This window comes from Labilibaculum euxinicum, from assembly GCF_963678175.1.
GTDB classification, from domain to species: domain Bacteria; phylum Bacteroidota; class Bacteroidia; order Bacteroidales; family Marinifilaceae; genus Labilibaculum; species Labilibaculum euxinus.
Genome location: NZ_OY782756.1, coordinates 722393 through 736588 on the forward strand (window position 1 = coordinate 722393; position 14196 = coordinate 736588).

Below are 14196 nucleotides of genomic sequence, written 5' to 3' on the forward strand. Positions count from 1 at the left end.
TGTTGAAATTGAAATTTGGAGTTTTATTGGATGTTTTATCCTGATAAGCCAAAGCCTGACAGAATTATTTATTAAAAAAACGATAAACTAAGCTACTTATTTTGAGCATGCCTGTTGTGCTTAAGATTTTGATACTTACCACTTATGGCTTGAAAATTGTACTTGAGTGATGATCTTCTTGTAAGTTCACAAGAGAATATGTACCTTGCTTCATTCAAAAAAAAGAACGGAATCAGTATGCTAAAGCAAAGTTTACAGCAAAAGTTATTACAGAAATTATCGCCTCAGCAAATTCAGGTGATAAAATTGTTGGAGCTTCCAACTTTGCAGCTTGAAGAGCGAATTAAAAAGGAGTTGGAAGAGAATCCTGTTCTGGAAGAAGGAAATAATGAAGAGGATTATCAAGATGATAATCAATCTGATGAAGCTCCCGAGAAAGATAAGGATCAGGAAGAATTTTCTTTGGAAGATTATATGAATGATGAAGATACTCCATCTTATAAACTTTCTGCACAAAATTATTCGCAGGATGACAAGCACGAAGAAATCCCTTTTTCGGGAGGAACAACTTTTCATGAATTGTTGATATCACAATTGGGATTGCGCATTCTTACTCCTGAAAAATATGCTTTAACGGAATATCTGATTGGAAATATTGATGAAGACGGATATCTACGAAGAGAGATTGAAAGTATTGTGGATGACTTGGCTTTTTCGATGGGTGTTGAAACTTCTTATGAAGAATTAGTGGAATTGTTACGGGTAATCCAGGATTTTGATCCGGCAGGAGTTGGTGCACGCGACTTGCAGGAGTGCTTGCTTCTCCAGATTGAACGCAAAGGGAAATTTAATCCAGATGTAAAATTAGCTAAGCTGATTCTGAAAAAGAATTTTGAAGAGTTTACCAAAAAGCACTACGATAAAATTCAGAAGAGAGTTGGCGCAAGCGATGAAGATTTTAAATGTGCTGTTGACGAAATTTTAAAGTTAAATCCAAAGCCGGGAAGCACATTTAATAACCCATTAGATAAAGCATCGCCTACTATTATTCCCGATTTTATATTGGAAGAGGAAGATGGCGATTTGTTATTGAGCCTGAATTCACGAAATGTTCCCGAACTGCACATTAGCAGAGCTTATTCTGAGATGCTCGAGGATTATTCCGGTAATAAGAAAAATCAGTCGCGAGAGAATAAAGACGCCGTTATGTTTGTGAAGCAAAAGCTCGATTCTGCAAAATGGTTTATTGATGCAATTAAACAAAGACAAAATACATTGTTGATAAGCATGAACGCGATTATTGATTTTCAGCGGGAATATTTTCTGGAAGGTGATGAACGTAAACTCAGACCAATGATTTTGAAAGATATTGCTGAAATAACAGGGCTGGATATTTCAACCATATCACGGGTATCAAATTCGAAATACATACAAACTCATTTTGGTATTTTTTCCTTAAAATATTTCTTCTCAGAAGGTTTGCAAACCGATTCGGGAGAAGAGGTGTCGACTCGTGAAATAAAGAAGATATTGCAGGAGTGCATTGATAATGAGGACAAGAAGAAGCCATTAACTGATGATAAGTTAGCGGTTATTTTAAAAGAAAAATCGTATCTGATAGCCAGGCGTACTGTAGCTAAATACAGGGAACAATTAAATATTCCTGTGGCCAGATTGAGAAAAGAATTATAAATTTTGTTAAAGAATAAACGAGTTGGTGCAAAGACAATTATCTTTGCACCTTTGTTTTGTTAAAGGGCTTGGATAAATGATGTAATCTTTTTTCACATTTTCTATTCTGCATTTTAAATCTACTATTATGAATTTCGCTCGAATAATATCAGGAGTGGCACACCCAATGTTAATGCCATTAATTTCTGTTTTTGTAATATTTCATTCAGGAACTTATCTTGACTTTGCGCCCCATCAATTGGTACGTGTAATTTATATGATTGTAGTAATTTCAACGGTATTACTTCCATTAAGTATTTTGCCTTTACTGAAGAATCAGAATATCATTTCAGATATTGGTTTGGAAAAACGTCAGGAAAGGCTCATTCCCTTAGTATTAACACTACTATTCTACTTTTTAGGCTATTACATGTTGCTTAAATTTCCAATCACAAGGATCGTTGCTAATTTACAACTGGCTGCTATTATTTCTATCGTTATAGTTACTCTTATCTCAATAAAGTGGAAAATTAGTTTGCATATGGCAGGTATTGGGGGCTTTTTAGGAATGGTAATTGCATTTACCATACTTTATTCCAGTTCTCTAAAACTTGTATTTATGGTGGGGATTATTTTTGCAGGATTAATTGCGTATTCCCGGTTAAAATTAAACCTGCATACTCCATCTCAGGTTTACGCAGGTTTTATAGTTGGTTTAGTAACAATCTGTTCTTGTATGCTGTTAATATAAAATTCTATTATTTATTGGTGCAACAACCACAAATCCGGTGTTTTATTCAACTTCCGTAATCGAATCAGTTCTTTTACTGCAGTTTCTTTTTTATTAAATGATTGCATTACAACACGGAACTTGCCGTTTTGTTCCATTACAATACTTGGATATCCTTTTTGGTACAATTTACCTTTAAAATTTTCAGCCTGACTTAAATTATTGTAGCTGGCGGCTACAATGTGATAATCAAAAGAATTCCTGTTTTCAGCGATTTGCTCACTTGTAAATTTTGGATCTGGCTTGTTTGGTTCAGGTGTTAGTTCGGGAACCAATCGTTTTGCTGTCTGTTCTACAACCTTACCTTTTTCAATCGGAGTTATTGTTTTTTTATCTTTACATCCGGAAAAAAGAAGAAATACAAGAATTAAAAAGAAGTTAAATTTTACCATTTCGATTTCAAGTTTCAAATCATCGTTTAATATAAAGCCAGTTTTCTTTATGCTCTTCAGATGCTCTAGCCGATTTTAGTTCCTGAAAAGCAAGAGTGCGATCTGAAAAAGCTTTGTAAGAAACCCGGTGAAAACCATTTGCAGCTTCAAAAATTTCAGAATTATAACCATCCTTGGTTAATTTTTGCTGCAAACGTTCTGCATTTTTTATATTTTGAAAACTAGCTAAAATTAAAAAATATTTGTTCGGGACCTGTTCAACTACAGGTTTAAGTTTCTTTTTAGCTACTACGGGTCCTGCCTTGGTTTCAGTTTTTGATGATTCTTTTTTTGCCTTCACCTTTTCAGCAACTTCTTTTTTTACAGGAGTCTTTTTTTCATCCTTGCAGGCCGAGACACCAATTGAAAGAATGAGTGAAGCAATAAATACGGTTTTAATATATTTTTTCATAAGTGTAGGATTAATATTATAGTAACAAATTTACAATTTTATTAATGATTTCAATAATACTTCGTTTATTTGTTATTTCATTAGTGTCAGATCAACTTATTCGAATCGGGCTTTGGTTTCTGTCATTTCATAAAAACACGAATATTTTGCCAAAACACGAATGTAAGTATGAATTTTTGATTAAAAAAAGGATTCTTAAGTCATGCTTCGTGAAATATATTAAATTACAAAACAATTAAAAAATAAATGTATGAAGACAATCGCGTTGGTTGCTCACAATGAAAAGAAGAGTGTGATGCTTGCCTGGGTAAAAAGACATAAGGATGAGCTTAAAAAGCATAAATTAATAGGGACTACAAATACATCTGAATTATTGAATTCAGTTTTGGATCTTGAGGTTAAAGGCTTTGGTCATGGTCCTAATGGTGGAGATATTCTTTTAGCTGCTCAGATATTGGAAGGCAAGGTAGATGAAGTAATTTTCTTAATTGATGCCGAAACACCGCACGGACATGAGCATGATATTCAAACTTTAATAAGAACATGCGTAATAAATAATGTGCCAATGGCCTTAAATGTGGCTACTGCAGATTATTTGGTAAAACTTAATCAATCAGAGGCATAAAAGTGTTAACGTTAAATTAACACAAAGATAATGTTTGAGAAATATTAGCGTCTCCATGTGTTTGTATGTTTGCGGGGAATTTACGAACTTATAACATGGAGAACTTTTACTTAATTATTGTAGTAGTGCTTTTTGCACTGGCTATTTCTGACCTTATTGTTGGGGTTAGTAATGATGCCGTTAATTTCTTAAACTCTGCATTTGGCTCCAAGGCAGCCCCGCGTTGGGCGATTTTAGCGATTGCCAGTCTTGGAGTTTTGGTTGGAGCCACTTTTTCCAGTGGAATGATGGAAGTTGCCCGTAAAGGGATATTTCATCCCGACCAATTCTACTTTGCAGAAATCATGATCATCTTTATTGCGGTAATGCTAACGGATATTATTCTGTTGGATTTTTACAATACCGTAGGTTTACCAACGTCGACAACCGTGTCGATTGTATTCGAATTACTGGGTGCCGCTGTGGCTGTGGCCGTTGTAAAGATCATGAACTCTTCTGATCAGACAATACTTGACTTAGGAAGTTACATTAATTCGGCAAAAGCACTGGCGATTATTACAGGTATCCTGTTAAGTGTGGTCATAGCCTTTTTCTCAGGGGCTCTTGTGCAGTATGTTAGCCGTTTGATTTTCACTTATAAATTTGAAAAAACATTTAAGTATTTCGGAGCACTTTTTGGTGGGTTTGCAATTACTGCAATTACCTATTTCATTTTAATAAAAGGAGCCAAGGGATCTTCTTTTATAACGAAAGAAACTCTTAGCTGGATAAAAGAAAACACACTAACAATCATTTTTGTTTGTTTTGTAGGTTGGACAGTAGTTCTGCAGGCTTTGGTGTGGTTTGTCCGTTTAAACATCCTGAAAGTAATTGTTTTGGTCGGAACCTTTGCTTTGGCAATGGCTTTTGCGGGTAACGATTTGGTAAACTTTATTGGTGTTCCGTTGGCGGGTTTCAAATCGTTTCAGGCATTTATCGCAAATCCAGGTACAGATGCTTACGGAATGACAATGGAAATTCTAAACGATAAGGTGAAAACAGAAACTTATCTGTTGATTATTGCCGGTTTAATAATGACAATTACTCTTTGGTTTTCTAAAAAAGCCAGAACAGTTACCGAAACAGAAATAGGATTGAGTAATCAGAATGAAGGCGAGGAAAAATTTGGATCGTCTTTTTTTGCCCGTCTTTTGGTTCGACGTTCTTTGTCTGCAAATAGTAGCTTAAAAAGTATATTACCTGTTAAGTTTCAAGAGGGGATTCAAAAACGATTTGCCAAGCCTTCAGCTCCGGCAGGTATCGATAAAAAGGATGTACCTGCTTTTGATATGATTCGTGCTTCGGTAAACCTTACTGTTGCAAGCATCTTAATCTCTATAGGTACATCTCTAAAATTACCTTTGTCTACAACCTATGTTACATTTATGGTTGCAATGGGTTCTTCACTTTCCGATAGAGCATGGGACAGAGATTCTGCAGTTTACCGAATTACAGGAGTACTTACCGTAATAGGAGGTTGGTTTTTTACAGCATTTTTTGCTTTTACCGCAGCTTTTATTTTCGCAAGTTTAATTAATTGGCTTGGTGGATATGCGATCATTGGTTTATTAGTTGTAGCTGTTGCATTCGTTGTGCGGTCACATGTATTCCATAAACGCAAATCGAAGGGGCAAGACTCAGCCGAAGAAATTGACGAAGAAGATGCTTCTATTATTAGTAAAGGAGAGATTCTTGAACAGCTTACTCATGCAGTGTCGGTTGTAACCACTAAGATTCCTAAGGTTTATGCTAAAATTGTTAACGGTTTGGCTTTTGAAGAACGTGGTACTCTTAAAGAATCTCTAAAAAAAGTAAGGAAGCTCGACAAGGAAGCTAAATCACTGAAAGATCAGGTTCCTTTTGTTGTTCAGAAACTTTCTGAGGACAGTATAACAACAGGACCATTTTACGTTCAATTGCTTGATTACTTAAGAGAAATTGCTCACTCGATTAATTTTATTGCTGAACCTGCTTTCGATTATGTAGATAACAATCATAAATCATTGGTTCCTGAACAAATCAATGAGTTAAATATAATTCAAACAAAGCTTGAGGATTTCTTCAAAACCATAAACCGTTTGTTAAATGACAATGATTATGATTTAAATCAAATCGAAAAAGCTTTTGGAAAGCAAAAAGATTTACTGTTATCTTTAAGTAAGTTTAGAAAAGAGCAAATTAGAAGAATTAAGGCTGAGAAAGTTGGAACCAGAAATTCGGTTCTTTATTTGGGAATTATTAATGAAACCAAAAACCTTGTGCTTTATTCCGGAAATCTTTTGAAAGCATCACGCGATTTTACAACGACAAATGGCGTGATCGATCTAACAAATGACGATTTGTAATTAGACTATTGTTCAAACAATATAGAAAGGGTATCCTATTTTTTTGGATACTCTTTTACTTATTTTATTTTTCGCTCGAGAATGCCTTCCACATCAAAATATTTTTCAAATTCTTTCGTATGTGTTTCAATATACTCTTTAAAGCTTTTCGAGTTGGGAAATACCTTGTTAAACTGATCTTTTGATAAAAAGAAGACTTTGTAGCGATTCCCGGCAATTGGCTTGTAACGATAAATCATAAAACCCTTATCACTGTCTGCACCAACAAATTGCATATTAAAATAAACATTCTCGTTTACTTCCGACGAAAACATTCTAATGTTGATAATCGATTCAATATTCTTCGTTGAGTCTGCAATTTCTTTTAATTGAACAAGGTACTCTGTATCATTAAAAGGAATCACTTCGATATAACCTGATGCTTCTTCTTTTTTATTCTCGGAACTAAGAATCCATTCTCCCAATAAACTTTTTTCGATTACAGAATTACCCGAAGGCGATATTGGTACTTTCGATTCATAATGATTACAAGAAGTCAAAACTAATATTCCCAATAGTAGTAACAGCACTTGTTTTTTCATAACTCAATGGTATTTAATGAAGAAGTTCGAACAGTTTTTCCATTCCAACACTCGCCTTTTCTCTAATATAAGTAATATTTCTGTTTGATTGCATTAATGGCTGATTAGGATCGATAACATAAACAGGTGTTTTATTTGGAATATAGTCGATTAAACCTGCTGCCGGATACACATTTAATGACGTTCCAATAATCACAAAAACATCCGCTTTACTAACAATAGCCACCGCTTCGCTAATTGCCGGAACACTTTCGCCAAACCATACAATATGAGGCCTCAATGGTGAACCTTTTTCACAAGTGTCGTTTAAAGTTAGTTCCCAATGATCCAGATCATAAATTAATTCAGGATCAGCTGTACTTCTAGCCTTCTTTAACTCACCGTGAAGATGTAATACATTTGAACTTCCAGCTCGTTCATGCAAATCATCAACATTCTGAGTAACAATTTCAACCTCATAATGTTTTTCAAGTTCCGCAATAAGCAAATGTCCCTTATTGGGAAAACAATCAAATAACTGTTTACGGCGCTCGTTGTAAAATTGATGCACTAAATGCGGATTTTTTTTCCAGGCATGCGGACTGGCAACTTCCATTACATCGTATTGGTTCCAAAGACCACCCATGTCGCGAAATGTTCGGATACCACTTTCAGCACTCATGCCGGCACCACTTAATACAACCAATTTTTTCATACAATAAATAGATCTTTTCGACTCAATTTAGTCATAAAATAAGGTCGTTCAAAATTTATCAATTCGGGCAATTATCTCTTTAAACAAATTAAAGCAAGTATGAGCATATATTTATTTTGCTAACTTTTTAAAATCACTCCCCAAAAATCTGTCTGTTTGCTTGCCTTTTACCATATGGTAATCGAAATAATAAAACTTTGAGTCGCCGGCACCAACAAGTATTTTAAAACATCTGGCCTTGTTTTTAGTTTTTTCGGGGCCAACTTTATGCAAAAAGATAATATCGTTGTTCTTATTTCGAATGGCTTCCTCAATTTCATTGGCTTCTACCAATTTCACTTTTCCAGGATATATCTTTCGTATTTTAGTTGCGGAATTAACGTCATCATCCATTTCATTCTTTAGCAAATAGAGAGTTTTGTCTTTAGTTTCGGAACTGTTTTTATTGTAGTATTTCAGTATGTTTTCAGATATAATGTCAGGATTTTTAGTTACCAGCGCAATATGATTTTGCATAAACAGAACCAAAGAGGTGAGTTTATAAATGTAACTTTCTTCATCAACCCGCACATACGATAATGGGATTGAACACAGGTCAGGCATATCACCAATAACATTTGCCTGTCCTCCCAAAAGCAGACTTAAAAAATTGTATTTGGCCTTGGTTTTGTCTTTATTAAAAGTAACAATACTTGTTACTAAAAATGAATACTTAGGATTGAATCGTTGTTTTTCGAATTCTGCGTTCGAAATAAATTCATACTTGGTAATGGTCCAGTTTTGTTTAACCGCTTCTTTTATCTTGTCATTAAAATCGGAAAACAGATTATCTTCCAAAACCACAAGTGTTTTTGTGTTGTGAAATCTATTGTAGTCAGATGCGCTTGGCAAGTGTTCTTGTGGGAATGACAGGATTCCTGCCAGACAAATTGCGATTGTTATAATGATTCTATTCATGGTTTTACATCTTGATAATGTGTTGGCTTGCTTGTTTTTTATGGTTTTAATACAATTCAATTATTGAATTTAATCAAATAAATTATGTCCATCAAAATGTAGAACGAATTGTTGTTGGTATTATTTTCGATTCCGGAAGAATTTTCAAGAGAATGATTACATGGTTTTGTGATTGGGTTTAATTTAGAATTTCTAAAATCTGCCGATCTTTCCATTTTTATCAATCTTGTTTCCTATTTTTGTTGCTATGATTGATCAGTCAACTGTTGCACGAATTTTCGACTCTGCCGAAATTACCGAAGTAGTTTCCGATTTCGTGACTCTAAAAAAAAGAGGCGTTAATTTCCTGGGATTGTGTCCTTTTCATAACGAAAAGTCGCCATCCTTTACCGTTTCTCCTGCCAAAGGCATTTACAAGTGTTTTGGTTGTGGAAAAGGTGGAAATTCCGTGAACTTTATTATGGAACATGAGCATCTCGATTATGTAGGTGCATTAAAATATCTGGCGAAAAAATATCACATCGAGGTTGTTGAAAAAGAGCTTTCGCCCGAACAGGAACGACAAAAGAATGATCGGGAGAGTATGATGATTGTGAATTCTTTTGCTCAGAAATCATTTACCCAGAATTTGTATGAGCATGCTCAGGGTATGGCCATAGGAATGGGATATATGCGGGAACGTGGGTTTCGAGATGATATTATCAAGAAGTTTCAGGTTGGCTATTGTTTAGAGGCTTGGGATGCTTTTTCGAATCATGCTCTTGATTGTGGTTATAAAAAGGAATATCTGGTAAAAACCGGATTAAGCATCGAAAAAGAAAACCGATTGCTCGACCGCTTTCGCGGAAGAGTTATTTTTCCGATTCACGGAATTGCAGGCCGGGTTCAGGCATTTGGTGGTAGAATACTTAAAAATGATGCCAAAGCAGCCAAATATTTAAATTCCCCCGAATCAGAAGTATATCACAAAAGCCGGATTTTGTATGGTATTTTTCAAGCCAAGAAATCCATTGTGCAAAACGAAAAGTGTTTTTTAGTTGAAGGGTACACCGATGTACTTTCATTCCATCAGGCAGGAATCGAGAATGTTGTTGCTTCATCGGGAACGGCTCTTACTGCCGACCAAATACGTCTGATTAAAAGATTTACCAATAACATTACCATTATATACGATGGCGATGCCGCAGGTATTAAAGCTTCACTTCGGGGAATCGATTTGGTATTGGAACAGGAAGTGAACGTAAAAGTTTTACTATTGCCTCAAGGCGAAGATCCTGATTCATTTTCCAGAACTATGGGGGCAAGTGAATTAATGGAATACATCGAGAAGAATGAGAGTGATTTTATCGTTTTTAAAACCAATCTGCTTTTAAAAGATGCAAAAGATGATCCGGTAAAAAGAGCCAATCTCATTATTGATATTGTGCGTTCCATAGCCATAATTCCCGACGGTATTGTTCGGGCAGTTTATGTGCGTGAGTGTAGTAATATCCTAAATGTAGATGAAAGAGTATTGTATACCGAAATCAATAAAATAATTCATAGAGTAAAAGAAGATAGCTGGAAGAATGAACAAAGATCCAATTTACCGGAAGATCAGACTACAGATAAGTTGTCGGAGAATTCTGCATTTCTGCGTTCAGCAAATGAATGCGATTTGGAGGAGCGGGCATTGGTTCGAATATTGCTCAATTTTGGAAGTGAAATTCTCTATAGTCAGAAAGACGAAGCAGGAAATGAAGAGCAGTTGCTGGTTGGACAGTATATTATTACAGAGCTCTCCAATGATGAACTGGAATCAGTCAATCCATTGTATCAATTGGTATTCGATCAGTACGGTGAAAATATGGAAAAGGAAGCTTTCAATACAAAAACCTTCTTTCGCGATCTTCCCAACGAAAAAGTAAATCAGTTAGCTGCCGATATTCTTAGTGAACCCCATCAATTAAGTGGTTTGTGGACGCGTAATGAAAGCGTTGTTGAATCAGAGGAAATGAAACTGAAAGAGATCGTTCCTAAATTGGTGAATGAATACAAAGGGAAAAAGGTTCGTTTGTTAATGAAGGAGGTTATGCAGGAAATGCAGAAAGCTCAGGATACCGGTAATGCCGATCGAATGATGGAACTGATGAAGCAAAAAATGGTGCTCGATCAAATAAAAAATGCGATTTCAAAAGAACTGGGAAATCGAACCATATCTTAGAATTTAATAAAACACATATATATGAAGACCATATTTATTGAATCTAAAGAGCAAATCGACGAAATTATCAACTCATGCGATACCTGCTTTTTGGGAGTAGTCGATCCGGAAAACAAACCATATGTTATTCCTATGAACTTTGGCTTTCACGATAATTATATTTATTTACACGGAGCAGGCTTTGGAAAACTAATAGATTGTTTAAAATTGAACCCGGAAGCATGTGTTACTTTTTGCACACCTCCAGTTTTGGCTTATCAGGATGTTCACATGGCATGCAGTTACCGCATGAAAGGAAAAAGTGTTGTGGCACGTGGTCCTATCGAGTTCATTATCGATATGGATCAAAAAGTTGATGCGCTGAACATTACCATGGCTAATTATACAGATCACAAATTCACCTACAACACGCCAGCCGTTCGTAATGTAGAAGTATACCGTATGAAAATTGACGAAATTACCGCTAAGGAATTTGGTGCGTCGCATGGCAACAATTTCCCCTGGCAAATGAAAAGAGACAATAAAGAATCTTAAAAAGACCTATAATACAGCAAGCCTTCTCATCTCGGGGAGGCTTTTTTTTAGTTTAGGGCGTTTCCCTCATAAATTCGGGTCAGGCTTTCCGTTACTACTCCTCGCTTTACTCTTCTCTTATAGCAGCAAGTAAATTAATCAACCTGCCTCTTCCAATTTCTCAAATGATTTTATGCATCGCTGTGGGGTATCCACTTCAATCCTTAACGCAGCATATTTCATGTTTTGTTGTTTTTAATTATCCTTCACACTTCTTAGTACGGCTTTACAAATACCACACATATCTTTATTTCGAAGATTAAAGTAGTTTTATTTATCGGGTTATAAAATGCTTGTAATTTGGAACACGATCAGGAATCATTGGTTAATTTACTTTTTATAAAAAATAATTATTCATGTTATCAGTTAGTTAAGTTAATGTTTGGAAAAACTTTTTAAATGTATTAGGAATTGGGAAAAATAATGGTTTATCTTTGCACCGCTTTCAACGGAAAGTGAGCAGGGTTTTGAGTGATTTGGGGAGTAATTTTTTTATCACCGGAACGGGCTTTATTTTTTTTTGAAATTTTTTCACTTTGGGATTAGGATATAATGAAATAAATGATTTATCTTTGCACCCGCTTTGGGAGCTAACGAGCTCGTGAGACCCTAGGAAACTTGGGGATTACAGCGAAATTGTCCTGAAAAAAAAGTTGAAAAAAGATTTGCAGGTTTGGGATTTATTTCTTTATCTTTGCACTCGCTTTTAGAGACAGTAACGACTGTCTTGTTTAAGAATGAAATTTTAGAACAGGTTGCCTTTTTAAGTAAGGGGTATACAGCCGACAGAAGTTCTTTGAAAATATTGGAAACAACAAGTTAGGTAAATACAGGGAATAAAACCTTGTCAAGTAAGAATTACGATAACTATAAATACATCCAAGAGCAGAATTATAACAAAAGTTTTTATACAACGAAGAGTTTGATCCTGGCTCAGGATGAACGCTAGCGACAGGCCTAACACATGCAAGTCGAGGGGTATAGGCAGCTTGCTGCTTAGAGACCGGCGCACGGGTGAGTAACGCGTATGCAACCTACCTTTTACTGGGGGATAGCCCAAAGAAATTTGGATTAATACCGCATAATATATTTGAATCGCATGGTTTGAATATTAAATCTACGGAGGTAAAAGATGGGCATGCGTAGCATTAGTTAGTTGGTGAGGTAACGGCTCACCAAGACTATGATGCTTAGGGGGTCTGAGAGGATAGTCCCCCACACTGGTACTGAGACACGGACCAGACTCCTACGGGAGGCAGCAGTGAGGAATATTGGTCAATGGGCGCAAGCCTGAACCAGCCATGTCGCGTGCAGGATGACGGCCCTATGGGTTGTAAACTGCTTTTTTACAGGAATAAACTTTGCTACGTGTAGTGAACTGAAGGTACTGTAAGAATAAGGATCGGCTAACTCCGTGCCAGCAGCCGCGGTAATACGGAGGATCCAAGCGTTATCCGGATTTATTGGGTTTAAAGGGTCCGTAGGCGGGCTTTTAAGTCAGTGGTGAAATCCCGGAGCTCAACTCCGGAACTGCCATTGATACTGAAAGCCTTGAATTTAGTTGAGGTGGGCGGAATACGTTATGTAGCGGTGAAATGCATAGATATAACGTAGAACACCGATTGCGAAGGCAGCTCACTAAGCTAACATTGACGCTGATGGACGAAAGCGTGGGGAGCGAACAGGATTAGATACCCTGGTAGTCCACGCCGTAAACGATGATTACTCGTTGTGCACAATACACCGTGCGTGACTGAGCGAAAGCATTAAGTAATCCACCTGGGGAGTACGTTCGCAAGAATGAAACTCAAAGGAATTGACGGGGGCCCGCACAAGCGGAGGAACATGTGGTTTAATTCGATGATACGCGAGGAACCTTACCTGGACTTAAATGTAGATTGACCGGCTTAGAAATAGGCTTTCTCTTCGGAGCAATTTACAAGGTGCTGCATGGTTGTCGTCAGCTCGTGCCGTGAGGTGTCGGGTTAAGTCCCATAACGAGCGCAACCCCTATCGTTAGTTGCTAACAGGTTAAGCTGAGGACTCTAGCGAGACTGCCACCGTAAGGTGAGAGGAAGGTGGGGATGACGTCAAATCAGCACGGCCCTTACGTCCAGGGCTACACACGTGTTACAATGGCCAGTACAAAGGGCAGCTACCAGGTGACTGGATGCTAATCTCAAAAGCTGGTCTCAGTTCGGATCGGAGTCTGCAACTCGACTCCGTGAAGTTGGATTCGCTAGTAATCGTAGATCAGCAACGCTACGGTGAATACGTTCCCGGGCCTTGTACACACCGCCCGTCAAGCCATGGAAGCCGAGGGGACCTGAAGTACGTAACCGCAAGGAGCGTCCTAGGGTAAAATTGGTAACTGGGGCTAAGTCGTAACAAGGTAGCCGTACCGGAAGGTGTGGCTGGAACACCTCCTTTCTAGAGATTGGAAGTATTGTACTATAGGAATTGAGATTCGATAAGAGTTTTAGACTGTATTTCCTGACTGATTGTTTTCATAAATTTATTTATACCATAACCCATAGCGTTAGGGTGTTTTCACCGCTAAGCTGATAGGTAGTAATAGTCCTGTAGCTCAGTTGGTTAGAGCACTACACTGATAATGTAGGGGTCCGCAGTTCAAATCTGCGCAGGACTACTATTTAATTATCCATTAGGAGTTATTGATTACGAATAGAACGTAATTAAATGATTTGTAATTTGTAATTGGAGTGAAACGATTATGGGGGATTAGCTCAGTTGGCTAGAGCGCCTGCCTTGCACGCAGGAGGTCATCGGTTCGACTCCGATATTCTCCACAAAAATACGATGGTGTATTTAAAGTTCTTTGACATATTGAAACAAAATTAAAGTAGAAGTAACA

Annotated in this window: 11 protein-coding genes, 2 tRNA genes and 1 rRNA gene; 9 read left to right on the top strand and 5 right to left on the bottom strand. The window is 36.9% G+C overall.

Annotated elements, in window-relative coordinates; translation table 11 throughout:
• Window positions 1-237 precede the first annotated feature (237 nt).
• Complete coding sequence (gene rpoN / locus ACY0M5_RS03240; protein WP_101311186.1) at window positions 238-1692, top strand: RNA polymerase factor sigma-54; 1455 nt, start codon at window positions 238-240, stop codon at window positions 1690-1692.
• Between the two features lie 127 nt (window positions 1693-1819).
• A complete protein-coding gene (locus ACY0M5_RS03245) occupies window positions 1820-2422 on the top strand; it encodes a phosphatase PAP2 family protein (RefSeq protein WP_461630796.1) in 603 nt (200 codons plus the stop codon).
• Between the two features lie 11 nt (window positions 2423-2433).
• On the opposite strand, the gene ACY0M5_RS03250 is transcribed toward ACY0M5_RS03245, so the two are convergent.
• Both ACY0M5_RS03250 and ACY0M5_RS03255 read right to left on the bottom strand, forming a co-directional pair.
• Window positions 2434-2853, bottom strand: a complete 420-nt coding sequence (locus ACY0M5_RS03250) for an SPOR domain-containing protein (protein WP_124994505.1) — start codon at window positions 2851-2853, stop codon at window positions 2434-2436.
• Window positions 2854-2872: 19 nt separating this feature from the next.
• Window positions 2873-3304, bottom strand: a complete 432-nt coding sequence (locus ACY0M5_RS03255; RefSeq protein WP_461630797.1) for an SPOR domain-containing protein — start codon at window positions 3302-3304, stop codon at window positions 2873-2875.
• Window positions 3305-3554: 250 nt separating this feature from the next.
• On the opposite strand from ACY0M5_RS03255, the gene ACY0M5_RS03260 reads away from it, so the two are divergent.
• Complete coding sequence (locus ACY0M5_RS03260; RefSeq protein WP_101311175.1) at window positions 3555-3929, top strand: methylglyoxal synthase; 375 nt, start codon at window positions 3555-3557, stop codon at window positions 3927-3929.
• 95 nt (window positions 3930-4024) lie between these two features.
• Window positions 4025-6313 carry an inorganic phosphate transporter gene (locus ACY0M5_RS03265; RefSeq protein WP_461630798.1) on the top strand — a complete coding sequence of 763 codons (2289 nt, stop codon included), beginning with the start codon at window positions 4025-4027 and terminating at the stop codon, window positions 6311-6313.
• A 59-nt stretch (window positions 6314-6372) separates the two neighbouring features.
• Here the strand turns inward: ACY0M5_RS03265 and ACY0M5_RS03270 are convergent, their stop codons facing one another.
• The 3 genes from ACY0M5_RS03270 to ACY0M5_RS03280 form a co-directional block, all read right to left on the bottom strand.
• A complete protein-coding gene (locus tag ACY0M5_RS03270; protein ID WP_124994502.1) occupies window positions 6373-6894 on the bottom strand; it encodes a hypothetical protein in 522 nt (173 codons plus the stop codon).
• A 13-nt stretch (window positions 6895-6907) separates the two neighbouring features.
• Window positions 6908-7588 carry an SIR2 family NAD-dependent protein deacylase gene (locus ACY0M5_RS03275; protein ID WP_461630799.1) on the bottom strand — a complete coding sequence of 227 codons (681 nt, stop codon included), beginning with the start codon at window positions 7586-7588 and terminating at the stop codon, window positions 6908-6910.
• A gap of 111 nt (window positions 7589-7699) precedes the next feature.
• A complete protein-coding gene (locus ACY0M5_RS03280) occupies window positions 7700-8545 on the bottom strand; it encodes a hypothetical protein (RefSeq protein WP_461630800.1) in 846 nt (281 codons plus the stop codon).
• Window positions 8546-8792: 247 nt separating this feature from the next.
• Between ACY0M5_RS03280 and dnaG the strand changes: the two genes are divergently transcribed.
• The 5 genes from dnaG (at window position 8793) to ACY0M5_RS03305 (ending at window position 14131) form a co-directional block, all read left to right on the top strand.
• Window positions 8793-10748, top strand: coding sequence for a DNA primase (dnaG, locus tag ACY0M5_RS03285; protein ID WP_124994499.1), 1956 nt, complete (start codon window positions 8793-8795; stop codon window positions 10746-10748).
• Window positions 10749-10769: 21 nt separating this feature from the next.
• Window positions 10770-11282, top strand: coding sequence for a pyridoxamine 5'-phosphate oxidase family protein (locus ACY0M5_RS03290; protein ID WP_461630801.1), 513 nt, complete (start codon window positions 10770-10772; stop codon window positions 11280-11282).
• 949 nt (window positions 11283-12231) lie between these two features.
• Window positions 12232-13751 (top strand): 16S ribosomal RNA (locus tag ACY0M5_RS03295).
• A gap of 146 nt (window positions 13752-13897) precedes the next feature.
• Window positions 13898-13971 (top strand) — tRNA-Ile (locus tag ACY0M5_RS03300).
• Window positions 13972-14057: 86 nt separating this feature from the next.
• Window positions 14058-14131: transfer RNA gene (locus tag ACY0M5_RS03305), tRNA-Ala, on the top strand.
• Window positions 14132-14196: the final 65 nt, after the last annotated feature.